This window comes from Rossellomorea sp. FM04394 (assembly GCF_041889765.1).
Classification (GTDB): domain Bacteria; phylum Bacillota; class Bacilli; order Bacillales; family Bacillaceae_B; genus Rossellomorea; species Rossellomorea aquimaris_B.
Genome location: NZ_CP168654.1, coordinates 336,253 through 356,758, shown reverse-complemented (window position 1 = coordinate 356,758; position 20,506 = coordinate 336,253). Strand labels below are relative to the sequence as shown.

The 20,506-nt window shown below is 42.3% G+C and carries 25 protein-coding genes and 1 pseudogene; 9 read left to right on the top strand and 17 right to left on the bottom strand.

Annotated features, from left to right (window positions below; translation table 11 throughout):
* The first annotated feature begins 216 nt into the window (after positions 1-216).
* From pxpB to ACCB35_RS01905, 3 genes are read left to right on the top strand one after another with little or no spacing between them, the layout of a single operon-like run.
* On the top strand, positions 217-936 hold the full coding sequence (gene pxpB, locus ACCB35_RS01915) for a 5-oxoprolinase subunit PxpB (protein WP_374055518.1): 720 nt from the start codon (positions 217-219) through the stop codon (positions 934-936).
* Positions 933-1,937, top strand: a complete 1,005-nt coding sequence (locus ACCB35_RS01910; RefSeq protein ID WP_374055517.1) for a biotin-dependent carboxyltransferase family protein — start codon at positions 933-935, stop codon at positions 1,935-1,937. Before pxpB ends, ACCB35_RS01910 begins: the two co-directional genes overlap by 4 nt.
* 31 nt (positions 1,938-1,968) lie before the next feature.
* Positions 1,969-3,159, top strand: a complete 1,191-nt coding sequence (locus tag ACCB35_RS01905) for an NRAMP family divalent metal transporter (protein ID WP_374055516.1) — start codon at positions 1,969-1,971, stop codon at positions 3,157-3,159.
* Between the two features lie 186 nt (positions 3,160-3,345).
* On the opposite strand, the gene ACCB35_RS01900 is transcribed toward ACCB35_RS01905, so the two are convergent.
* The 5 genes from ACCB35_RS01900 to ACCB35_RS01880 form a co-directional block, all read right to left on the bottom strand.
* Positions 3,346-3,540: a YwbE family protein gene (locus tag ACCB35_RS01900; RefSeq protein WP_044339059.1), complete on the bottom strand. Its 195-nt coding sequence runs from the start codon at positions 3,538-3,540 to the stop codon at positions 3,346-3,348.
* A gap of 54 nt (positions 3,541-3,594) precedes the next feature.
* Positions 3,595-3,825, bottom strand: a complete 231-nt coding sequence (locus tag ACCB35_RS01895; protein WP_044339058.1) for an excisionase family DNA-binding protein — start codon at positions 3,823-3,825, stop codon at positions 3,595-3,597.
* Positions 3,826-3,841: 16 nt separating this feature from the next.
* A complete protein-coding gene (gene rlmD / locus ACCB35_RS01890) occupies positions 3,842-5,218 on the bottom strand; it encodes a 23S rRNA (uracil(1939)-C(5))-methyltransferase RlmD (protein WP_374055515.1) in 1,377 nt (458 codons plus the stop codon).
* Between the two features lie 134 nt (positions 5,219-5,352).
* Positions 5,353-5,727, bottom strand: a complete 375-nt coding sequence (locus ACCB35_RS01885) for a hypothetical protein (RefSeq protein ID WP_374055514.1) — start codon at positions 5,725-5,727, stop codon at positions 5,353-5,355.
* Complete coding sequence (locus tag ACCB35_RS01880; protein ID WP_044339055.1) at positions 5,727-6,032, bottom strand: antibiotic biosynthesis monooxygenase; 306 nt, start codon at positions 6,030-6,032, stop codon at positions 5,727-5,729. The genes ACCB35_RS01885 and ACCB35_RS01880 overlap by 1 nt, the downstream gene beginning before the upstream one ends.
* Positions 6,033-6,346: 314 nt before the next feature.
* On the opposite strand from ACCB35_RS01880, the pseudogene ACCB35_RS01875 reads away from it, so the two are divergent.
* Positions 6,347-6,531 (top strand): annotated as a pseudogene (locus tag ACCB35_RS01875) (SDR family oxidoreductase); the annotation flags it as partial.
* Positions 6,532-6,664: 133 nt separating this feature from the next.
* Complete coding sequence (locus ACCB35_RS01870; protein WP_374055513.1) at positions 6,665-7,015, top strand: hypothetical protein; 351 nt, start codon at positions 6,665-6,667, stop codon at positions 7,013-7,015.
* Positions 7,016-7,070: 55 nt separating this feature from the next.
* On the opposite strand, the gene ACCB35_RS01865 is transcribed toward ACCB35_RS01870, so the two are convergent.
* The 7 genes from ACCB35_RS01865 to ACCB35_RS01835 form a co-directional block, all read right to left on the bottom strand.
* Positions 7,071-7,985, bottom strand: coding sequence for a diacylglycerol kinase (locus tag ACCB35_RS01865; RefSeq protein WP_044339053.1), 915 nt, complete (start codon positions 7,983-7,985; stop codon positions 7,071-7,073).
* Between the two features lie 350 nt (positions 7,986-8,335).
* On the bottom strand, positions 8,336-9,097 hold the full coding sequence (locus ACCB35_RS01860) for an arylamine N-acetyltransferase (RefSeq protein WP_374055512.1): 762 nt from the start codon (positions 9,095-9,097) through the stop codon (positions 8,336-8,338).
* A gap of 50 nt (positions 9,098-9,147) precedes the next feature.
* The gene (locus ACCB35_RS01855; protein WP_374055511.1) at positions 9,148-9,927 is read right to left on the bottom strand and encodes a class I SAM-dependent methyltransferase; all 780 of its coding nucleotides are present in this window, start codon (positions 9,925-9,927) and stop codon (positions 9,148-9,150) included.
* 363 nt (positions 9,928-10,290) lie between these two features.
* Positions 10,291-10,671 (bottom strand): helix-turn-helix domain-containing protein, encoded by a 381-nt coding sequence (locus ACCB35_RS01850; protein ID WP_374055510.1) that lies wholly within the window; start codon positions 10,669-10,671, stop codon positions 10,291-10,293.
* Between the two features lie 183 nt (positions 10,672-10,854).
* On the bottom strand, positions 10,855-11,421 hold the full coding sequence (locus ACCB35_RS01845) for a thioredoxin family protein (RefSeq protein ID WP_374055509.1): 567 nt from the start codon (positions 11,419-11,421) through the stop codon (positions 10,855-10,857).
* 429 nt (positions 11,422-11,850) lie between these two features.
* On the bottom strand, positions 11,851-12,015 hold the full coding sequence (locus ACCB35_RS01840) for a hypothetical protein (protein ID WP_156142419.1): 165 nt from the start codon (positions 12,013-12,015) through the stop codon (positions 11,851-11,853).
* Positions 11,981-12,409 (bottom strand): DUF4257 domain-containing protein, encoded by a 429-nt coding sequence (locus tag ACCB35_RS01835; protein WP_374055508.1) that lies wholly within the window; start codon positions 12,407-12,409, stop codon positions 11,981-11,983. Before ACCB35_RS01835 ends, ACCB35_RS01840 begins: the two co-directional genes overlap by 35 nt.
* Positions 12,410-12,510: 101 nt before the next feature.
* Between ACCB35_RS01835 and ACCB35_RS01830 the strand changes: the two genes are divergently transcribed.
* Positions 12,511-12,666 (top strand): hypothetical protein, encoded by a 156-nt coding sequence (locus ACCB35_RS01830; protein WP_156142417.1) that lies wholly within the window; start codon positions 12,511-12,513, stop codon positions 12,664-12,666.
* 103 nt (positions 12,667-12,769) lie between these two features.
* On the opposite strand, the gene ACCB35_RS01825 is transcribed toward ACCB35_RS01830, so the two are convergent.
* The 4 genes from ACCB35_RS01825 to gatC all read right to left on the bottom strand — a co-directional run bounded on the left by ACCB35_RS01825 (position 12,770) and on the right by gatC (position 17,919).
* A complete protein-coding gene (locus ACCB35_RS01825) occupies positions 12,770-14,440 on the bottom strand; it encodes a M4 family metallopeptidase (RefSeq protein WP_374055507.1) in 1,671 nt (556 codons plus the stop codon).
* Between the two features lie 272 nt (positions 14,441-14,712).
* A complete protein-coding gene (gatB, locus tag ACCB35_RS01820; RefSeq protein WP_044339049.1) occupies positions 14,713-16,143 on the bottom strand; it encodes an Asp-tRNA(Asn)/Glu-tRNA(Gln) amidotransferase subunit GatB in 1,431 nt (476 codons plus the stop codon).
* A gap of 12 nt (positions 16,144-16,155) precedes the next feature.
* On the bottom strand, positions 16,156-17,616 hold the full coding sequence (gene gatA, locus ACCB35_RS01815) for an Asp-tRNA(Asn)/Glu-tRNA(Gln) amidotransferase subunit GatA (RefSeq protein ID WP_374055506.1): 1,461 nt from the start codon (positions 17,614-17,616) through the stop codon (positions 16,156-16,158).
* Positions 17,617-17,628: 12 nt separating this feature from the next.
* Positions 17,629-17,919 (bottom strand): Asp-tRNA(Asn)/Glu-tRNA(Gln) amidotransferase subunit GatC, encoded by a 291-nt coding sequence (gene gatC / locus ACCB35_RS01810; RefSeq protein WP_034760864.1) that lies wholly within the window; start codon positions 17,917-17,919, stop codon positions 17,629-17,631.
* Positions 17,920-18,015: 96 nt separating this feature from the next.
* Between gatC and ACCB35_RS01805 the strand changes: the two genes are divergently transcribed.
* The 3 genes from ACCB35_RS01805 (at position 18,016) to ACCB35_RS01795 (ending at position 19,916) form a co-directional block, all read left to right on the top strand.
* Positions 18,016-18,282: a hypothetical protein gene (locus ACCB35_RS01805; RefSeq protein ID WP_374055505.1), complete on the top strand. Its 267-nt coding sequence runs from the start codon at positions 18,016-18,018 to the stop codon at positions 18,280-18,282.
* Between the two features lie 136 nt (positions 18,283-18,418).
* Positions 18,419-18,775 (top strand): cupin domain-containing protein, encoded by a 357-nt coding sequence (locus ACCB35_RS01800; RefSeq protein WP_374055504.1) that lies wholly within the window; start codon positions 18,419-18,421, stop codon positions 18,773-18,775.
* Between the two features lie 73 nt (positions 18,776-18,848).
* Positions 18,849-19,916 carry an AbrB family transcriptional regulator gene (locus ACCB35_RS01795; RefSeq protein ID WP_374055503.1) on the top strand — a complete coding sequence of 356 codons (1,068 nt, stop codon included), beginning with the start codon at positions 18,849-18,851 and terminating at the stop codon, positions 19,914-19,916.
* Here the strand turns inward: ACCB35_RS01795 and ACCB35_RS01790 are convergent.
* Positions 19,913-20,362, bottom strand: a complete 450-nt coding sequence (locus ACCB35_RS01790) for a YueI family protein (protein WP_374055502.1) — start codon at positions 20,360-20,362, stop codon at positions 19,913-19,915. The genes ACCB35_RS01795 and ACCB35_RS01790 overlap by 4 nt on opposite strands.
* Positions 20,363-20,506 lie beyond the last annotated feature (144 nt).

The following is a 20,506-nucleotide window of genomic DNA, read 5'->3' as shown; positions in this document are numbered from 1 at the left end:
AAAGAATGCAGAATTACCATACCCACACACACCATGATTTTGGAAGAAAACTCCTTGGTAGAACCATCTATTTCCCAACCTTTTATTGAAAACTCAAAGAATTATACTATAATAACAACATGCCCTAAATTTCTGAATAATCTTATTTGCACGCCTACTCATACATAAATATTTTATATTTCTTATAATCATACAATTACGACTGGAGGTAGTTCTTTGAATTATTCGTTACGCCCCCTCGGCGATCATGCCATCGTTATACAATTAGGAAAGTCCATTCAGCAAGAAACACACGAAATGGTCAAAGCCGTCACCACATTTTTCGAAAACCGGACAATCGACTGGCTTGTTGAACTCATCCCTGCATTTACAACCGTCACACTTTATTACGACCCTATCAAAATCATAGAATCTCACAAGCCTTTTCAAAACACATTACCTTACACAATTGTCTGCTCTGAAATTGAACAAATGCTTTCCAAACTTACAACCTTAGAACAATCAGATGCCCGGATCGTCGACATTCCCGTCTGCTACGGAGGAGAATTCGGACCGGATCTTGAAGAAGTAGCGAACCACAATCATATGTCTACTGAAGAGGTCATTGAGAAACATACGAATGGTGACTACCTCGTATACATGATTGGATTCGCCCCGGGATTCCCTTATATCGGAGGCATGTCCCCGGAGATTGCCACCCCTCGAAGAGAATCACCACGCCTCAAAATCCCGGCAGGATCAGTCGGGATTGCAGGAGAACAAACAGGCGTTTATCCAATTGAAACACCTGGAGGATGGCAGCTGATTGGCCGTACCCCCTTAAAATTATTTAAACCCAATGACGACGACTCACCAAGCTTACTAAAAGCAGGGGATCGAATTCGTTTCACCCCCATTTCACTCGAAGAATATAAAGCATTGGAGGAGGAACAATGATTAATGTAATGAAACCGGGCCTCCTTTCAACGATTCAAGACCTGGGAAGGTATGGCTATCAAAAATATGGTGTCATCGTGAGTGGGAGTATGGATCCTCTCGCCCATAAAATCTCTAATCTGCTGGTGGGTAATGATGAAAACGAGGCGACCCTTGAAATGACACTTATGGGCCCAACACTTGAGTTCCAGGAAACTACGCTTATATCAATTTGTGGAGGAGACTTATCTCCAACCATTGACGGGAAGCCGGTTCCTTTAAGGAGGTCACTATTGATCAAAGCTGGAAGCGTACTTAAATTCGGGGCATGCAAGAGCGGCTGCCGCAGCTACCTTGCGATTGCAGGTGGATTCAATATAGCGACGGTCATGAATAGCAAATCAACTTACTCAAGAGCTGGGATTGGAGGATTGAATGGTCGCTCATTAAAAGAAGGTGACACCTTGGAACCAGGAATGATCAAGGAAGAATCCGAAAATATGATCGAATATTTACTTCCCTTTTTAGAGGACAATGATTTCACAGAAATTGATTGGTCCATATCATCTGAATTTATCTCGGCTTATCATCAAAAGAAAACCATTCGAGTGATGCCGGGAACCGAGTATGATCTTTTTTCACCAGAAAGCCGGGAACAATTCTTCAATAAACCCTTTAAAGTGTCTGCTCAATCAGACCGAATGGGCTACCGTTTGGAAGGTCCGTCCCTCCATCTCGAGCAGGAATTTGATATGATTTCAGAAGCGGTTGCCTTTGGAACGATTCAGGTTCCTTCGAATGGGAAGCCTATTGTTCTGTTAGCGGACCGCCAAACAACGGGAGGCTATCCAAGGATCGGTGATATCGCATCAGTTGATCTTCCTCTGATTGCACAAGCAAAGCCTGGAGAGGAATTGACCTTTACTATGATTTCTCATGAAAAAGCCCAGGAACTCTACATAGACCGTGAACGCCAATTAAGGCATTTAAAGCAGGGTATTGCTTTGAAATTCAACACGTAGTACATCCCATGACAGCAAAGGAGCGAACGTCTTGAAGAAAAAATCAAATTTCAGCGTATTGTTAGGGGCTGCGTTCTTAATGGCCACATCCGCCATCGGACCAGGCTTCCTGACTCAAACAACCGTTTTTACTCAAACCTTGGCGGCAAGCTTTGGTTTCGTCATCCTTGTTTCAATCCTCATTGATATTGGTGCTCAGCTTAATATATGGCGCATCATTGCCATTTCTGAAAAAAGGGCTCAGGATATAGCCAACGATGTCTTACCTGGATTAGGCTACTTCCTTGCCATCCTCATCGTCCTGGGTGGATTGGCCTTCAACATTGGAAATATTGCCGGAGCAGGATTAGGTACGAATGTTCTTTTTGGTATTTCGCCGGAAATGGGCGCATTATTCAGTGGAATTGTCGCCGTAGGAATCTTCCTGGTGAAAGAAGCCGGCAGATTAATGGACAAGTTCGCCCAGATCCTTGGGTTACTCATGATTATCCTTACGGTGTACGTGATGTTTACAGCAAATCCTCCTGTAGGAGAAGCCGTTACGAAAACATTTGCACCAGACACCATTGATTTTCTTGCTATCATTACGCTGGTAGGAGGAACCGTTGGCGGATATATCACATTCGCTGGTGGTCACCGGTTATTAGAAGCCGGAATAACAGGGAAACAAGCCATTCCTGAGATCACGAAAAGCTCAGTATCTGCCATCGGTATCGCGTCCATCATGCGAATCTTCCTTTTCCTTGCTGCTTTGGGGATCGTTTCGCAAGGCTTGCAATTGGACCCGTCCAACCCGCCGGCCTCCGTATTCCAACTGGCTGCAGGTGATATAGGGTACAAGATGTTCGGGATCGTCATGTGGTCCGCTGCTGTTTCGTCCGTTGTGGGCGCTGCCTATACATCCGTGTCCTTTATTCGGACGTTCAGCCCGCTTCTCGAGAAATATCATAAGTGGCTAATCATTGGATTCATTACCGTTTCAACACTAGTATTCGTCATTGTAGGTAAACCTGTCGCGATTTTAATCCTTGTTGGTGCACTTAACGGATTGATTTTGCCAATAGCATTAGGTGTTATGCTTATCGCCGCTCATAAAACCAAAATCGTCGGTGATTACAAGCACCCGATCTGGATGACCATTTTCGGTGCGTTGATTGTCGTGGCCATGTCATACATGGGTGTTTACTCGTTAATCAAGGGCATTCCTCAATTGTTTAGTTAAGTGGAAAAGATGAACCTCGATCCGTTTTGGATCGAGGTCTTTTTTGTTTATGGGATTCGATGGCGGAGTCTTGATTGGTGCCTTTGATTGGTGCCTGGCACCGATCCACACTTTTGTGCCTGGCACCAAAATTAATAAAATACCCAAAGATAAAAAAAGAGACCACTAAAGGCCTCTCTCCAAACACTACTGAATAATATTCTTCACTCGCCCGACTTGTCCATCTTCTAAACGGACTTTAATACCGTGGGGATGATTCGGTGAGTTGGTTAAAATATCTTTAACAATCCCACGTGTAAGTTTATTTGTTCTTTGGTCTTTTTTCAGGACGATATCCACTTCAAGACCCTGTTTAATATTGGAACGCTGTTGTCCGCTCATTGTATTTCTCCATTTCATAAGGTGGTTTCCGAAAGTCTTTAGCCAAGGGAGAAGCTAGTCTTCATCCTTCACATCGATATCTTCCGGAATCGGTTCACTCAAATATTCAGCAAGCTGACGCTTCATTTTTTCCATTTGCTCCAGGTGCTGATTGAATTGGTCCCTGTATACTAAATATTGCTCTCCGTCATGTACTGCCCGTATTTTCTTTTGCTGAATGAGGCTCTCAATATACGACTGGGGCAGAGACAGATATTCGGCTGTTTCTTCAATTGTGAGATACATCGGCTATCTTCCTCGCTTATTCTACTAACTCAATCTTCGCAACGGCTTCACAGTGCATCGTTTGCGGAAACATATCAACAGGCTGTACCTCTTTTGTTTTATACCCGCCATCTTCTAAAATTCTAAGGTCCCGTGCAAGTGTACCGGGGTTACAGGATACATAGACGACCCTCTTCGGCTTCATGGCCAGGATCGTATTCAGAAGTGCTTCATCACAACCCTTACGTGGAGGATCCACGACAAGCACGTCGGCTCTGATCCCTTCTTTATACCAATCAGGAATGACCACCTCGGCAGGTCCTGCTTTAAACTCTACATTGGTCATTTCGTTTAACTCAGCATTTTTCTTCGCATCTTCTATCGCCTGCGGGACAATTTCAACCCCGTACACTTTTTTTGCTTTTTGGGCAAGAAATAGGGAAATCGTCCCAATTCCGCAATACGCATCGATGACGGTTTCCTCCCCTTGTAAATCAGCGTATTCCAATGCTTTATCATAGAGCACCTTCGTTTGCTCAGGATTCACCTGATAGAAGGATCTCGCGGAAATCGCAAATTTCACGTCTCCGATGTAATCATAGATCACTTCTTCTCCCCAAAGAACGCGGGTGGTGTCCCCCATTATCACATTCGTTTTCTTATGATTCACATTATGAACAACCGATTTCAACCCTTTAATATTCTCGACGAGGGCTTCGATGATTGCATTCTTATGAGGAAGCTCCGGCGTACGAGTGACCAACACAACCATTACTTCTCCCGTCGTATACGCCGTCCGCGTCATAATATGACGGAGGGTCCCCTTATGATTCTTCTCATCATAGGGACGGACCTCCAATTTCTCGCATATATCCTTTACATGCTGAATCACTTCATCATTTTTTTCATACTGGATGATACATTTGTCCATATCGATGATTTCATGGCTTCGTTTTTGATAGAAGCCTGCTACAAAGCGTCCGGCTTTTTCCCCTACAGGTACTTGGGCTTTGTTGCGGTAGCGCCAAGGTTCTTCCATTCCCAAAACCTGGTGAACGTGTACATCATGAAGCTTTCCGATGCGCTGCATCACATCGCGGACATTTTTTTCTTTTGCCCGCAGCTGCCCTTCATAGGTCATGTGCTGAATCTGGCAGCCCCCGCATTCTTTGTAGATCGGACATGGAGGCTCCTGGCGAAACGGACTTTCCTGGGTACGCTCTGTCAGCCGCCCAAACCCATAGCCTTTACTCGTTTTCACGACCTTGACCTTGCCCTTCTCACCTGGCAGGGCATTGGGAACGAATAACGGGTATCCATCCACCTTCGTCACCCCATTCCCGTCATGGGTCAGATCTTCAAATACTGCTTCATCTATATAATCATTTTTTTGAACTGGCGCATTTTTACTCACGTATATCTTCCTTTACGAATTCCTTTTTAAGACTCTACTGATTGTACCATAAATGGAGGTCGAGAATGAAATGGATAAAGGTCCGTCCCTCTCTATGTAAAAAAAGCAACGAACGCGGTGGTTCGATGCTTTTATCATTTAGGAAATGGCATATTTTCGCTATCTGCCGCTTGAATGGACTCTATTGCTTCGTTTAGATAAAGTTTGAATTCTTCTCCTTTATCAACATCGCTCTCTTTAATAGATTCCTTGATACATTTGAAGTTATCAATGAGATGGTCTGATTTCATGCCTCTGCTCACCAGCACGCTGTTGAGCCAAAGGGCATAGTCAGAAAAAACCTTTGATTCACCAACATCAGATGCCGATTCCAGATAGTTGAAATGGTGAATATTATCTTCATAGCATTTTTTCCGTCCGACCTCACCATACTTTTCATCCAATTCAGGATATTGTTCGTACAGTTTTGCCACCGCATCTTCTATCACACTCTTATATTTATTTTCCATTAGTACGCCACCACCTTAAAACGATGAATGGAAGGAATGATCGAAGCAAGCTCCTGGTCAGGGTACTTCTTCTCCAATTCGTGAATACGTTTATAGTCTTCACTCTGCACCCACGTCATAAAATATTCCTTCGTGTCCCACTCCATATGAACTGTGATCTCTCCCGGTTTTTTCTCATTTTGCAAGAGCAGGAAGCGTTGAAACCCTTCAGCCTTGTCGACTATTCCTGAACGGGAATGATAGATTGAAATCACTTCATCAGCCTTCTCATCAGGAACTATAAATGTTGAATGTACGATATACATTGAATTCACCCTTCCAGTGGCACTGTTTGTCATACATGCTTTTTATCCACTGTAACATAGTCGCGGAGTGGTGGGGAATACAAAATTTAACAGGAGTTATCGATTGAGAATTCTTTCTTCTAAGACGTCATATTTATTTTCAAAATTTCTTTCGATATGCTTCTCTCCCCATAAAGAGTTGTCCGTCTTTGGAACCGTTTATGGCATCCGCGCAGATGTCTCGAAGAAACATGAGTCAGACGAATTAATTTCGAGAGTAAACGAACTAGGAGACCTGGATACATGGACGCACATTCATCACAGACTTAGCGAGCGAAAACGGTCAGGATCTGGACATATTTATCAGTGAATATTCTAAAAACCAACTTCCCTTTTACAACGCAATGCAACAGTGGAGGAAGTGGCTGATACAATTGTTTTCCTGGCTTCCGAGAAAGCTCCGGCAATAAACGGTGCAGCTCAACGTATCGAAGGCGGAATCATCCAGAGTATTCTATAAGACCCATTCTTTTAACAGGTTCATGTAATTCTTCATTTTACTAGATATGATGTTAAAACTTACCTCGTTTTATCCGATGAACAAAGGGTAAAATGGTATGTGCAACAATTCTAGAAAGAGAAGGTAGATAAATATGAACCCAGACTTCTTAGTAAACCTTATCCTCGTAGGAAATGTTTTTCTTGGAGTGTTATTCGCTCTCAAGTCAAGAAGGTGGTGGCTACCCTACATCTTGATTGCAGTCACTTTTTTAACATTGACCTTTGGTTTTGGGATTTCCCTCTTACTTAATAAAGAGTCCATCCTTGCTTATCTATTTGTGTTTGTGGTGGGACAACTCATTTGGGTCTTTACATTTGTGATTGTGGCCCACATTCTGTCTTGGATTGTGAGAAAAGTTCCTTTCCGTCATAAACAACAGATTGGATGGGGTTTTCTAATTGGTTTCCCATTGTCTTTTAGTGTGTTTTTGTTCGTTAACTAGAGAATCAAATATACAAAAAAGGAATGCCATAACCCCCATGGCATTCCTTTTATCATTATTCAGCTTTATCTTCAGGGCGAATCTTATCAAGAGGGACAAATACTTGCAAATGGCGGTAAAGGTTTTCGAATTCTGCTGGAAGGACACCGCCCAGCTCACCATCTACATTCAGCTGTACTTTTTCTTTTGCTTTGATTTTAATTCGATTGGCCTGTGTGTAAATGACGTTGGGATCATTTACGTGCTCGCCACGAACGGCTAATGTCGCAATGCGGATAAACTCAGCCAGATTGGTTTTCTTTAAAATTAAGAGAGAAAATAAGCCATCATTGATCGAGGCATCCGGTGCCAACTTTTCAAAGCCCCCGACAGAGTTCGTTAAACCAATGAGGAATAGCATCGCTTCTCCTTCAAATAGCTTTCCATCATACTCTATTGAAACATCCGTCGGCTTGATGGATGGAAGCATTTCAATTCCTTTTAAATAGTAGGCCAGCTGCCCCATCATCGTTTTAAGCTTGCTTGGCACTTCATAAGTCAATTCGGTTATTCTTCCTCCACCGGCGATGTTAATGAAATATCGATCGTTCATCCGTCCGATATCGACAGGGATGGAATCACCATTCGTGATGACATCAATAGCTGATCCAATATCCTTTGGAATATGAAGAGCACGTGCAAAGTCGTTCGTTGTGCCCATTGGAACAATTCCTAGTTTCGGTCGGTAATCCTGCTCGGCTAACCCGTTGACTACTTCATTTAGAGTGCCATCTCCTCCTGCAGCGACAACAATATCGTACTTCCGTTCTACAGCAATGCGCGCAGCTTCTGTCGCATCTCCTTCGCAAATGGTTGCGTGAACAGAGGTTTCATATCCAGCTTGTTCTAATTTAATTAATACTTCTGCAAGGTGCTTTTTGAATAGCTCTCGACCAGAAGTTGGATTATAAATAATTCTTGCTCGTTTCATACCCCATCATCCTAATCTGTATTAATTCCAAAAACTCGTCCTGTTATATTCCATCTTTTAACATCATATACTAATTATTTTTTTTCATGCAATGTTTATTCAATTGGAAATCTATTATAAAGCGTCTACCGGTCAATATCATAACTCTTTTCGCTGGAAAAATCTAATGGAAATTGAAAATTGTAAACTCATAAAGCAATCTCCCCCGATCATTGTTAAAAAAAATACATAAATCGGCACTCTCTTTCGTAATGTTTGTCATTGACTCATGTTTACACGGTTGATTTTAAGAAACCTTTTGTATAAGCAAAAAAAACCATCCCGAATATCAACTTGATATTCCAGACGGTTTATGGGAACAGTTTGATATTCCGCTGTTGTAAAAACTGGATGGATTCCTGAAGGGACGATGAATCAAAGTGGTAGACTTCCCCGACGATATCTTTCCACTTATCAAGATCCTTCATCTGATATTCACGGATGTTTCGGTAGGTCATCACTTTCAATGTCTCATTACGCAGGAAGTAGCACTGATTGCCCTGGAAGCGAACGGCGGTGATTCTTCTCATTGTTATGTTGTCATCGGAATCCAAGTAGGATGCTTCTATGTCGGCTTCTAATTCTTCTTCCTCTAATGGGATCCACTCAATGATTTTTTTTACAAAGGATTTGCCATTTGAACGGCGATCCACTTCAAATTCCCGAATGTCTTTCTGGGTGAAAATAATTTCTTCCCCGAAGCCGTGAAGAAGATGCCTCTGCCTCGCTTCAAGCTCGACGGGCTTCATGATCGGTGACCCATATCCCACATCCACGTAGAGCTTACGGTTATCAATGGTAATCATTAATCCTAGGTGGCCCGGCTGCACTCTGACAAACTGACAATCGAAGCCTAATTTTTTCAATAGTCTCCCAAAGTTAATGTTTAATGTAAAACAGGTGCCTCCCCACCCTTTAGAGTGGAGATTTTCTGCGAAGGTGTGTAAGGAAGGCACAAAGGATTCACCCTGAGAGAAGTAATAAAATTTACTGAAGGTCTCATATGGAATCCTGATTAAGTGCTGCTGGATAAGTCGTTGCAAATAGTTTAACGTAGGGGGCTCTATATCCATATTTAAATAATTTACATATTTTTCCGCTGATTCCAATCCGATCACTCTTTCTACTTTTTCATCAGGCAGACTGTAAACTGGTGCTGAAGAGTAAACTCATGAAGAGCATCGTAACGCCCTGACAGGAACGTATGTAATGATTGCAATAATCCCTCTTTCTCACTATTCTCTAAATGAGTGAGCCAGGATAAGGAGCCTACTCGCTCACACCAAGACTGTAACGTAAAGTCGACTGGGTAATAAAATGTATAAAAATCTTTCAAGTTAAAGTCAGCTTCCTGCCATTCTAACAGCCATTCCACCGGAAATCCATTCAATTGTTTCACTGAATCGGCTTTTGATCCGGGTGGAGTTATCTCTATATAATCATTTAAAAACGTCATCGTATCCTTTACCACCTCGTGATGTGGCAGGAAGCTGGAATCACTCACAATGAACGTTCCTTTTTCCTTCAGTATCCGTTTCATTTCGCTAATCGCTCTCGGGCGGTCGAATAAATGCCAGCTTCTGTGGATTATGGTGATATCATAGTATTGATCCGGCAGATTCGTAGATTCGGCTGTGCCAGTAAGATATGGGATTTCCAAGTATTGCTTACTCTCTAATGCCTTGGCAGCTTTCCTGAGCTCGATAGACGGCTCGACCCCGATCACTTCGGCTCCACGCTTGTGAAGCTTTCGTGTCATAGCACCGGTGCCAGCACCAATTTCAGCCACTTTTCTCCCTTCCCACACAATTCCCCTGACTTTTAACGTATCAAAGAATTGATGCGGAATATCTTCACAAGACACAGCATAACGAGAGGACACATGACCAAAATTAACTTCCATTTACTCTCTTCCCCTATCATAATTGATTTTCCCTAAAATGAACGTTACGATTTCATTTCAACTCCATCACAAAAGCCTTCCGACAACCTACATACTACATTCTGTATCCTGTCCCAAAAATCCTCCTGTCTGAATGATAGAGGGACGGACCTCCAAGGTTTTTATATCATTATAGTTAAAAATAGTTAAAAACCTGCTGAATCATCTCTTACTTTAAGGAATTATCCTGTTTTGATTGGTTGTAAACCTTTAAATATATTATATTTCTATCATTTGATATGGGAATTCAAATAAGAAATAGAGGTCCGTCCCTAACCTAAAAAAAACGGTCATCAAAAATGACCGTTTGAGATGTAATGATATTTAGTTGTTGGCTCCAGCTGCGATTCGCTTTACGTTTTGTTCAGCGGTTTTTGTCAGGTCCGGAGTAAATCCGTTTTTCATTCGTTGACTTTCTTCATTGAAGTAGTCCTGAACTTCTTGATCAAATTCTATTTCGATGAGATCACGGATATCTGTAATTCTAAGGGCGATCATAATGGAAACAAGATGAGCCACCGTTAAGGATTTCTTCTTGAAATTAACCAGCTCATTGATCGTAGCCACTCTTAGCCCTGTTAAGCGATGAAGATCGCCTTGTGTCAATCCTCGTTCACGCAGGATTTCTCCCAATTTAATGTGAATTTTATGGGGAAATTTATTTAGCGCTTCTATCACAATTGTATTTGTCTTTTGGTGAATCATGATGCTTCAACTCCTCATCCTATACCATATTAACTCGAATTCCGTCATTCGTGAACCGGCAAAAAATCCCATGACGACGGGTACTTTTTACCATTCAATTTTGAGTGAGTATGAAGACATCATGCCGTTTAAAAAAGAAGACTCCAGAAACGACCGGATGACTTCTACTATTACAATCTTTTTTTACATCAGCACATTCTGGACAAGACTCGTTTTCAAGCTTTCATACACTTCCTGCCATATTTCTTTATCTTTCGTATATTGAGTGGTTAAGCGTTGAATCATTTCCTTCTGCTTTTCCGGGAAAAGCTCATGATCCTTCGGTGGCAGCTTCGCCCGTTCATCATCGACGATCTTCTTTACCATAGGTGCTCTGGGTCCCCATACCAGCTTTTCATTACCATCACGATCGATAAAAATAAAAATGGGAATCGCTCTAGATATTCCATTCGTTAAATATTGATCCATCAATTCAAGGTTTTCGTCCCGTAAAACCATTTGAACCTCCATGTCAGCGGACTCTGCCACTTTTAGCAAGATGGGGATATTCAGCATGGCATCCCCGCACCAATCTTCCGTGATGGCAATCACTCGTAAGGAGTGTTCTCCCAGTTTATTCAAGACTTCTATATCTTCTTGTGGAATGGTAAAGTTCTTCCTGATAACTTCGGAATTTTCTTTATGTACACTCATATACTCCAGGTAATCTTCAGATGCCATTCCTTTATTGAACCATTGTTCTAAGTTCATGTTTCTTCCTCCTCCAGCCCCACACATTTCCGTGAAGCACAAACATATATTCTCTTAAATTCTCCTTATAGCATATTCATGTTTCTCATATTTCACAAGGAAAATATAGTTTTCATTCTAATTCAATTTTCAATTGTACGATTATGCCTGTAGGAATATAATATAAGAAAAGCACCATTCCGGACAGATTTACAGGTTCTTATGAACTCTATCATTTAACGCCTTGCAATCTAAAAAAAGGAATAGCATAACGCTACTCCTCATCAGGCTATCTTTCCAGAGGGGGATGGAAAGAAGGAAGTATGATAGGAGAAGTACCTTACATACATCTTTCCTTAACAGAAAAAAAGCTGACTCAATTGTCAGTTTCATCCTCACATTTTTTGGTTAAAGTAGAGTGTTATAGGACTACTCTTCAATTGACCCATCTTAAACATTTTGTGATTTCTCAATTATTTTTGCCACTTTATTATAGTAGTAGTTCAGCTCGACTAGGCTATCTGCCTCCTTCAGTCTTTTTAAATAATGATTTGCTTTTTCATAGTCTTCTGGTGGCAGTTCAACCTTGATTCTTTTTTTCTTCCACTTCGCCAACAGGTTTCACCTCATTATGGTTTGAAGATCCTCCCTTAGAGGTCAGTTCGAGCTGATAATGAGATAGCTCTTGGATATAGGATGCTTTGGTGTTTGCTAAATTTTGTTCGATTTTTCGTGTGATGACGGAACTTCCCCCGATTCCCGATAATAAACTAATGTAGATCACATACCAGATGGGGACTGTATCAACTACCGGTAATACTGACAGATACCCTGCTAGAATGCCTATGATAATATCCTTTGTTGAGCCAAAAAGATAGTGCTTCTCACCTTGATCGTCGATAAATTTTCGTGGAAAAGTGAAATGACCATTTTTGAAAACCAGAATATGTCCTAAGCCTCCAATACCACCCATTAACATTGGCAACAAGATCACTTCGAATAAGGACATTCTATCCACCCTCTGGAATCATTTACTAATATTATATATTATTTACAGAAAATTCAGAATAGATATTTGGACGCAATTTTGTCCACAAAAGGAGTGCCGAAATGAGAAAAATTGTGATGAAAGTCTCGTCAGTCGACAAACTTCGATTCCAAAACTACATGATACAGTTAAAGAGAGCTGAATCGAAAGTTGAAGCAGATACGTATTACCGCTTAGCCAAGCAGATTCTGGAAAAAGCAAAAAGGAAACAAATATAACCATGACCACATGGAGGATTCAGATAAAAACCGCCTCATAAAGAACAAAAAAGGACAAAAAGAAAAGAAGAGCCATGACAGCCCTTCTCTTCATTCAGCATATTTAGTTAACGCCTACCGCATTATACGCGGCATTCACACTCGCCACCTCAGCACTTCCTGCACCATATAGATCCGTAGCCGCTTGAACCGCTGCTGAACGAAGCTGGCTGAATGTTGAAGATGGTGTTAAGTATTGAGTTAATGCACGGTAATAGATCGCTCCTGTTTTATCAGTTCCGATTCCAGTTACCTTCACACCATAGTGAGTACCACCTTGACTTAGCAGATAGGCCGCTTTATTTCCTATTCCACTATTGATATGAACCCCGCCATTGTCTTGCGTCCCTGTGTATCTTACAGAATAGTGGTCAGGATCACCGTATTTTGCCGGATCTGACATGGAGCGAAGTGCATCCCCACTCTTATTAGGTGTGTAAATGTCTTCCCCGATCTCCCAATCCGGATTATTATTTGTATCGTATTCTACCAATGTCCCAAAAATATCTGACATAGATTCATTGATAGCCCCGGACTCATTTTGATAAATCAGATCAGCTGTTGTATCCGTTACAGCATGTGTCAGTTCATGGGCAATGACATCCAATCCTCCTGATAATGCAACGAATGTCGTTCCATCACCATCGCCATATACCATTTGCTGCCCATTCCAGAATGCATTATTATAGTTTCTTCCATAGTGGACAGTCGACTTCAGTGCTGCCCCATTGCCATCATAGCTATTCCGATTATGTGTGTTCAAATAGTAATCGTATGTCTGTCCAGCATAATAGTGAGCATCAACAGCCGCTCCATCATAGCTTGCGTTGAAAAGATTGTCGCTGTCCGCCCACAGTGATCCCGGCAGACGTGTCCGGTTCGAAGCGTCATACGTGAACACTCCGTCACCTCTCGTACGATCCTGTAAATAATAAGTTGAAGATGACAGATACGTGTTCAGTGATTTCGTGTCTCCCAGTACTCCCTTACCAGATCCGACAGTATCGGTTCCTCCAGCAGCTCCACCTCCGCCGCCAGGTTTACCGGCTCCGTTGTTCGCTTCATGAATATCATTTACTTTGCCCAGGATTTCCCCTGTGACCGCATCAACGAAATAATTCCAGTTCCCAGGCTCTGGAGCAAGGAAATTATAGTTTACGAGATAGGCATAATGGGCTTCCCCATCTTTCACATAAATCACTGATTCGGATTTAGGTTCATATTCATAGTCAGGCTGACTGCCTACGTGTTTTACTAAATCAGTTTCCCCTTTTGAAACGGCTTCTTTTTTAGATAATTTTTTGGTTTGCTTTAAGTTTTGTTTTTCATCTAGATTAGCTATCGGAGCCCCGGATAACGCAGTCAGGACACCTTCTTTATTCACATGGGCAGTCAGGACGGCTCCATATACAGGTGTTCCTTTATATACTTGCTGAATGCGTAGATATGTATATCCTAAGTCATCCTTACGCTTTTCTTTCACTTGAAAAGATAGTTTTGCGTCTCCTTTGAACTTGAATGACTGTTGTTTTTCCATCAAATAATCAAACACGATTGTTTCAGGGGCATTTGTAGATGCCTTTGTTAATTTCCCGGATATAAATTGTGGAGTCCCCAACTTCGCATTGAAGTTCACCTTTTCACTCACATTTGATGCACCCAATGCTTCCGGTGAAAATACAGGGCTCATCATTAACCCGGCTGTCAAACCTAATGCTACGACTTTTTTCTTCAATTACAACACCCCTTTATAAGAATTTTCAAACTATTTAAAACATTAGATATACTATAGTACAAGCATCCTGCACAACGAATGAGTTAAAAGGCCTATATACTTCTTTTTTCAACATCGGGTTAAAATACCTACGAAAAACACAGGAAAATCATGTTTTTCAGGAAAACTTGAACTAAAAAGAGGGACGGACCTTGATTTTAAATCAAGGTCCGTCCCTCTTCCGCACAAAAAACCCTGGAAATATAAGGTTTCCAGGGGTTTCGCCTATATTTTTAGCGTTTTTGAATTTCTTGAAGCAGTAATTTGTTTACAAGCGGCGGGTTGGCCTGTCCTTTAGTCGCTTTCATGATTTGACCGACAAGGAAGCCGATGGCTCGGTCTTTCCCGTTCTTGTAGTCTTCGATTGATTGAGGATTGGCATCAAGCGTTTCCGTCACGATTTTGAGTAAGGCACCTTCGTCAGAGATTTGAACGAGACCCTTATCCTTCACGATTTGTTCTGGATCTCCACCGTTTTCCACTAGTTCCTTGAACACTTTCTTCGCAATCTTGGAAGAAATCGTTCCTTTTTCGATTAACTCAATCATGCCTGCCAGTCCTTGAGGAGTCAGCTTGACGTCTTCAAGTTCTTTTTGCTGTGCATTTAAGTAGGCGGAAACTTCTCCCATCAGCCAGTTGGATGCAAGCTTCGCATCCGCTCCTGCCTCAACGGTTTCCTGGAAGAAATCAGACATTTCTTTCGTTAATGTCAGAACCATGGCATCGTACGCAGGTAAGCCTAAATCTTCTACATAGCGCTTTTTACGCTCGTCCGGAAGCTCAGGGATCTCAGCACGTATGCGGTCCATCCACTCCTGATCGATGTGGAGATTTAATAGATCAGGTTCAGGGAAGTAACGGTAATCATCCGATCCTTCTTTGACACGCATTAGAATCGTTTTTCCTGTTGATTCATCGAAACGAAGCGTTTCCTGTTGGATCAAGCCTCCTGATAAAAGAACCTTCTCCTGACGGACGATTTCATACTCCAATCCCTTTTTAACAAAGTTAAAGGAGTTCAGGTTTTTAAGCTCAGCTTTTGTTCCGAACTTTTCCTGACCGATTGGACGGAGGGAAATGTTGGCGTCACAACGAAGCGACCCTTCTTCCATCTTACAATCGGAAACACCTGTGTATTGAATGATGGATTTCAATTTCTCAAGATACGCATAAGCTTCTTCCGGTGTGCGGATATCCGGCTCAGATACGATCTCGATCAGTGGAGTTCCCTGGCGGTTATAGTCGACAAGGGAATAACCGTCGCCTGAGTGCGTCAGCTTTCCAGCATCTTCTTCCAGATGAAGGCGAGTGATTCCAATGCGTTTCTTCTCACCGTTCACTTCAATTTCAATCCAGCCGTTTTCACCGATCGGCTTGTCAAATTGAGAAATCTGGTACGCTTTAGGGTTATCCGGATAGAAATAGTTTTTACGGTCAAACTTCGTATCCGTGGCGATTTCACAGTTCAATGCGATCGCTGCTTTCATCCCGAACTCGATGGCACGCTTGTTTACCACTGGAAGTACACCGGGATACCCAAGGTCTATCACGTTCGTATTGGTATTCGGCTCTGCTCCGAAATGGTTCGGTGCCGGAGAGAACATCTTACTGTCCGTTTTTAATTCTACGTGGACTTCTAGTCCTATTACTGGTTCAAAGTTCATTGATTTCACCCCTTACAGTTGTGGTTTCTTTGTATGGAAATCTGTAGCTTGCTCGAATGCATGCGCTACGCGATAAATCGTGCTTTCGTCAAAATGCTTCCCGATGATTTGCAGTCCAAGTGGTAGTCCAGTTGAAGAGAATCCACAAGGAACAGAAATTCCCGGCACTCCTGCAAGGTTTACTGGGATCGTTAAAATATCATTGGCATACATCGTTAATGGATCATCGATTTTTTCCCCGATTTTAAACGCTGGAGTCGGTGTTGTCGGTCCGATGATGACATCATATTTCGCAAATACATCTTCAAAGTCTTTCTTGATCAGCGTACGTGCCTGCTGTGCTTTTTTGTAGTAAGCATCATAGTATCCAGAACTTAATGCAAACGTTCCAAGCATAATACGACGCTTCACTTCGTCCCCGAAACCTTCTGCACGGGTTTTCTTGTAAAGATCTAGCAGGTTCTCTGCGTTCGGAGTGCGATAACCGTAACGGACACCATCAAAACGTGCAAGGTTGGCAGATGCTTCAGACGATGCTAATAGGTAGTACGTTGAAACACCAAATTTAGAATGAGGCAGTGAAACCTCTTCCCATGTAGCTCCCATGCCTTCCAACACTTTCAATGAAGCAAGCACTGCTTGACGGGCTTCTTCGCCGACACCTTCACCTAAATATTCTTTCGGCACAGCAATCTTCAAGCCTTTCACATCACCTGTCAGAGCTGCCGCGTAGTTCGGAACCTCAACATTCGCTGAAGTGGAATCATTCGGGTCAAGACCGGCGATCGCTTGCAGTAAATATGCATTATCTTCTACGTTACGAGTGATCGGTCCAATTTGATCCAGTGAAGATGCGAATGCTACAAGACCGAAACGGGATACACGTCCGTACGTTGGTTTTAAACCGACGGTACCCGTGAATGCAGCTGGCTGACGGATCGATCCACCTGTATCCGAACCAAGTGAGAAAGGTACTTCTCCAGCTGCAACAGATGCTGCGGAACCACCTGAAGATCCCCCGGGAACCGTATCAAGATTCCATGGATTGCTCGTCTTTTGGAAGCCGGAGTTCTCAGTAGATGAACCCATCGCGAATTCATCCATATTCAGTTTACCGATCGTAATCGTATCGGCACTATGTAATTTATTGATTACCGTAGCATCATAAATCGGATTGAAGTTTTCAAGGATTTTACTGGCACATGTAGTACGAAGTCCTTTTGTTACGATATTATCTTTGATCCCGATCGGCATGCCGAATAGAAGGCCTTTGCTTTCATCTGTACCAAGCTTTGCATCCATTTCCTTCGCTTTATTGCGTGCATTTTCTTCATCTAAAGTTAAAAATGCCTTTACTTTATCTTCGACCTCATCAATACGCTTGTATGATTCGTCTACTAGATCTGTCACAGATACTTCTTTCTTATGTAAAAGCTCATGAAGCTCTGATAATTTATGGTCAAATAATGACATGAGGTACCCTCCTTAGTCCAAGATCGATGGAACGCGCACTTGTCCATCTTGTTTGTCTGGTGCATTCTTTAATACTTCTTCACGCGGTAATCCTTCAACAGGCTTATCTTCACGCATAACGTTCTTCATATCCAACACATGGCTCGTTGCTTCCACATTTGAAGTATCCAATTCATTCAGCTGCTCGGCAAACCCGATGATCGCATCTAATTGAGTTGTAAACTTTTTCGCTTCATCCTCTGTGATGGCTAGTCGTGCAAGGTGGGCAACATGCTTTACTTGCTCTTCAGAAATTCTAGACATCTTCTTCACCTCCGTATATGTTCGAACACTCACAATACTATTGATAATACCAAAATTCGCTTCATTAAAGCAACTATGATAAAGAGATAACGATTGTTGGGAGCATGGCTGATTCCTGTCCATACCTCCATTCATTCTACCACGAATCAGGGAGGGTATGTGCATTTTGTGAGGGACGGACCTTGGGTGGGGGTTCTCTGTATGATCCCCAAGAAGAATCGAGGATTCAAGATGGTGGCAATCGATGAGTTGGACACGATTTTGGGAGGAGTTTCAAAGGGGAAAACTTGTCCATATTTGTATGGTCTGATGGACGAAGGACTGTCAACGTGGACCAGTGCGCGGGGAATTGCGTCGTTTTAGGCTTCGATTGCGTCTTTTTTGGGATAATTGCGTCAATATCCTTATAATCGCGCTATTTCCCATATAATGTCATTCTCACCTTCCCATTAAAGGATTTCTCATTCACAAAACCGAACCTATAAAAAGAGGTGATTCCATGAAAATTTATAGCTTCAAACAAAATACCGGAAAATCCATTCAACAATTCAACAGTCAAAACGTGACCATCCATCCTTTATTAAAGCCTGATGAGCCATTACAGATCGGGTACTTTTATTTAGGAGCTAAGAGCGTACTGGGAATGCATCCCGCTATGTGCGATCAGCTCCTGATGATTACGTCTGGAGCTGGATGGGTTAGGGTCGAAGGGGAAGAGAAAATCATGGTCAAACCGGGCATGGCCATCTTTTGGCAGGAAGGAGAAATGCATGAATCCGGATCAGAAGATGGCATGACGGCTATTGCAGCAGAAGGAAGCAGGCTCGATCCAGACCGTTATCTCACTATCAGTTAATGCATTCCATTTGCTTCCTCTTCACCATTTGATTACCTTTAAATATAGTACATAAATGGAGAGGATTTTCAACATGCATCCTATTTTATTAGCCTTTGTCGTCGGGATTATGGGCGGAGGGGTATTCACACTCCTTCACCTTCCCCTATCCTGGCTTCTCGGTTCTATGACTTCAGTCTTCCTCATCAACAAATGGACGAAGCTTGATCTCTCATGGCCCTCTTATTTCAGAGATCTAGGATTGATCATTGTAGGCTATGCCATTGGCCAATCCTTTAGTCAGGAAACCATGATTGAAATCGTTACCCAGCTCCCTTCAATGCTTACGATGACGGTTGCCATCATCGCCTTCAGTATGGTGCTTGCTTATATTACGTCTAAAATGACGGGGATCGGTTTTTCCTCAACCATTACAGGGAGTATACCGGGCGGGCTTTCTCAAATGGTGGCTCTTGGAGAAGAAATGAAGAATATAGACTTAACGGTGGTGACAATCCTTCAAGTCATACGACTGTTATCCGTTATCTTTGTTGTACCATTCCTCGTCTTCAGTCCCCTTTTAGAAGGCAGGGGTGGATCCAATGCCGGGAGTGCTGTACCTTCCTTAGAAGCACCTTCTTTCCAGTGGATTTTCTTTTTATTCTTCATCATTGCTATTGTATCAGGGATTGTGGCCAAAAGAATCCATTTACCCACCCCAGCCATGCTTGGACCGATTTTAGTCATTGGCGGCTTCTCGGTGGCTGGGTTTTCAATTCCCCATATGCCTGATCCGTTCATTATTCTGGCTCAATTATCATTGGGCATTTATTTTAGTTTCATGATGAATTTTTCGTCATCTAAAGGTTTGTCCAATTTCATTGTCTGGTCTTTGTTTACTTCCGTCTCTCTGATATTATGCTGCGCGGGTCTTAGCTTTGTATTAAGTCGCTGGCATGACATGACATTTCTTACTGCCTTTATTAGCTTGGCTCCCGGGGGAATGGCAGAAATGGCCTTAGTCGGACAAGCTGTCAACGCTGACCTTTCCATCATTACCGGATATCACTTGTTTCGGATATTATTTATTCTGTTTATCATCCCAGCGATATTGAAAGGATTGTTTAAACTCTCTTTCTTCCAAAAGAGCAAACAGTATTAGAAAAGCTTCTTTTTAATCGAGGAAAAGAGGCTTTTCTTTGTCTTTTGCTTCGTTTTGGCTTCAGGGGCTTTTTCACTTTTTTTCTTCACATAGATTTCCTCTTTATCAATGGCATGATCATACGCGAGGACGAGGCCGATATCGGTTTCGATCTCCTTATTGGTCACCATTGAAAATGAGACATGATACGTATCAGCGAGCTTGATATACTTAGATAAGTAGGAGTAGCTCATATTACCATTTAATAAAAGCTTCGCATCAGGATGCTTCTTCAGACTCTCCTGAACTTCCTTGTACACTCCCTTTTCCCTTACCTGACTCTGAGTCAGGGCAATGACGATTCGTTCCCGCAAGCTCCCGAGAAACTTTCTTCTTTCATCAGGCTTCGTTTGCTTCTGGCCATATATTCCATTATCCAGGTAGTCATCAATCGTTGGTTTACTCAAAACCACAAGCACCTCCAAAACGGTCTAATTACAGTTTCTCCTACACTATATGTTTACATGTGTTCATTTGGTTCAGCCCTATTTTCTCTTATGGAAATGCTTTCAGGCAACTAAAAGGTCCACCTCACATCAGAAGCGGACCTA

Excerpts from the sequence above, each read along its gene's own strand:
- ACCB35_RS01910 (WP_374055517.1), top strand. The coding sequence starts at position 933 with ATGATTAATGTAATGAAACCGGGCCTCCTTTCAACGATTCAAGACCTG.
- ACCB35_RS01900 (WP_044339059.1), bottom strand. The coding sequence starts at position 3,540 with ATGAGCGGACAACAGCGTTCCAATATTAAACAGGGTCTTGAAGTGGAT.
- ACCB35_RS01895 (WP_044339058.1), bottom strand. The coding sequence starts at position 3,825 with ATGTATCTCACAATTGAAGAAACAGCCGAATATCTGTCTCTGCCCCAG.
- ACCB35_RS01885 (WP_374055514.1), bottom strand. The coding sequence starts at position 5,727 with ATGGAAAATAAATATAAGAGTGTGATAGAAGATGCGGTGGCAAAACTG.
- ACCB35_RS01880 (WP_044339055.1), bottom strand. The coding sequence starts at position 6,032 with ATGTATATCGTACATTCAACATTTATAGTTCCTGATGAGAAGGCTGAT.
- ACCB35_RS01870 (WP_374055513.1), top strand. The coding sequence starts at position 6,665 with ATGAACCCAGACTTCTTAGTAAACCTTATCCTCGTAGGAAATGTTTTT.
- ACCB35_RS01865 (WP_044339053.1), bottom strand. The coding sequence starts at position 7,985 with ATGAAACGAGCAAGAATTATTTATAATCCAACTTCTGGTCGAGAGCTA.
- ACCB35_RS01860 (WP_374055512.1), bottom strand. The coding sequence starts at position 9,097 with ATGGATATAGAGCCCCCTACGTTAAACTATTTGCAACGACTTATCCAG.
- ACCB35_RS01855 (WP_374055511.1), bottom strand. The coding sequence starts at position 9,927 with ATGGAAGTTAATTTTGGTCATGTGTCCTCTCGTTATGCTGTGTCTTGT.
- ACCB35_RS01850 (WP_374055510.1), bottom strand. The coding sequence starts at position 10,671 with ATGATTCACCAAAAGACAAATACAATTGTGATAGAAGCGCTAAATAAA.
- ACCB35_RS01845 (WP_374055509.1), bottom strand. The coding sequence starts at position 11,421 with ATGAACTTAGAACAATGGTTCAATAAAGGAATGGCATCTGAAGATTAC.
- ACCB35_RS01835 (WP_374055508.1), bottom strand. The coding sequence starts at position 12,409 with ATGTCCTTATTCGAAGTGATCTTGTTGCCAATGTTAATGGGTGGTATT.
- ACCB35_RS01830 (WP_156142417.1), top strand. The coding sequence starts at position 12,511 with ATGAGAAAAATTGTGATGAAAGTCTCGTCAGTCGACAAACTTCGATTC.
- gatB (WP_044339049.1), bottom strand. The coding sequence starts at position 16,143 with ATGAACTTTGAACCAGTAATAGGACTAGAAGTCCACGTAGAATTAAAA.
- gatA (WP_374055506.1), bottom strand. The coding sequence starts at position 17,616 with ATGTCATTATTTGACCATAAATTATCAGAGCTTCATGAGCTTTTACAT.
- gatC (WP_034760864.1), bottom strand. The coding sequence starts at position 17,919 with ATGTCTAGAATTTCTGAAGAGCAAGTAAAGCATGTTGCCCACCTTGCA.
- ACCB35_RS01800 (WP_374055504.1), top strand. The coding sequence starts at position 18,419 with ATGAAAATTTATAGCTTCAAACAAAATACCGGAAAATCCATTCAACAA.
- ACCB35_RS01795 (WP_374055503.1), top strand. The coding sequence starts at position 18,849 with ATGCATCCTATTTTATTAGCCTTTGTCGTCGGGATTATGGGCGGAGGG.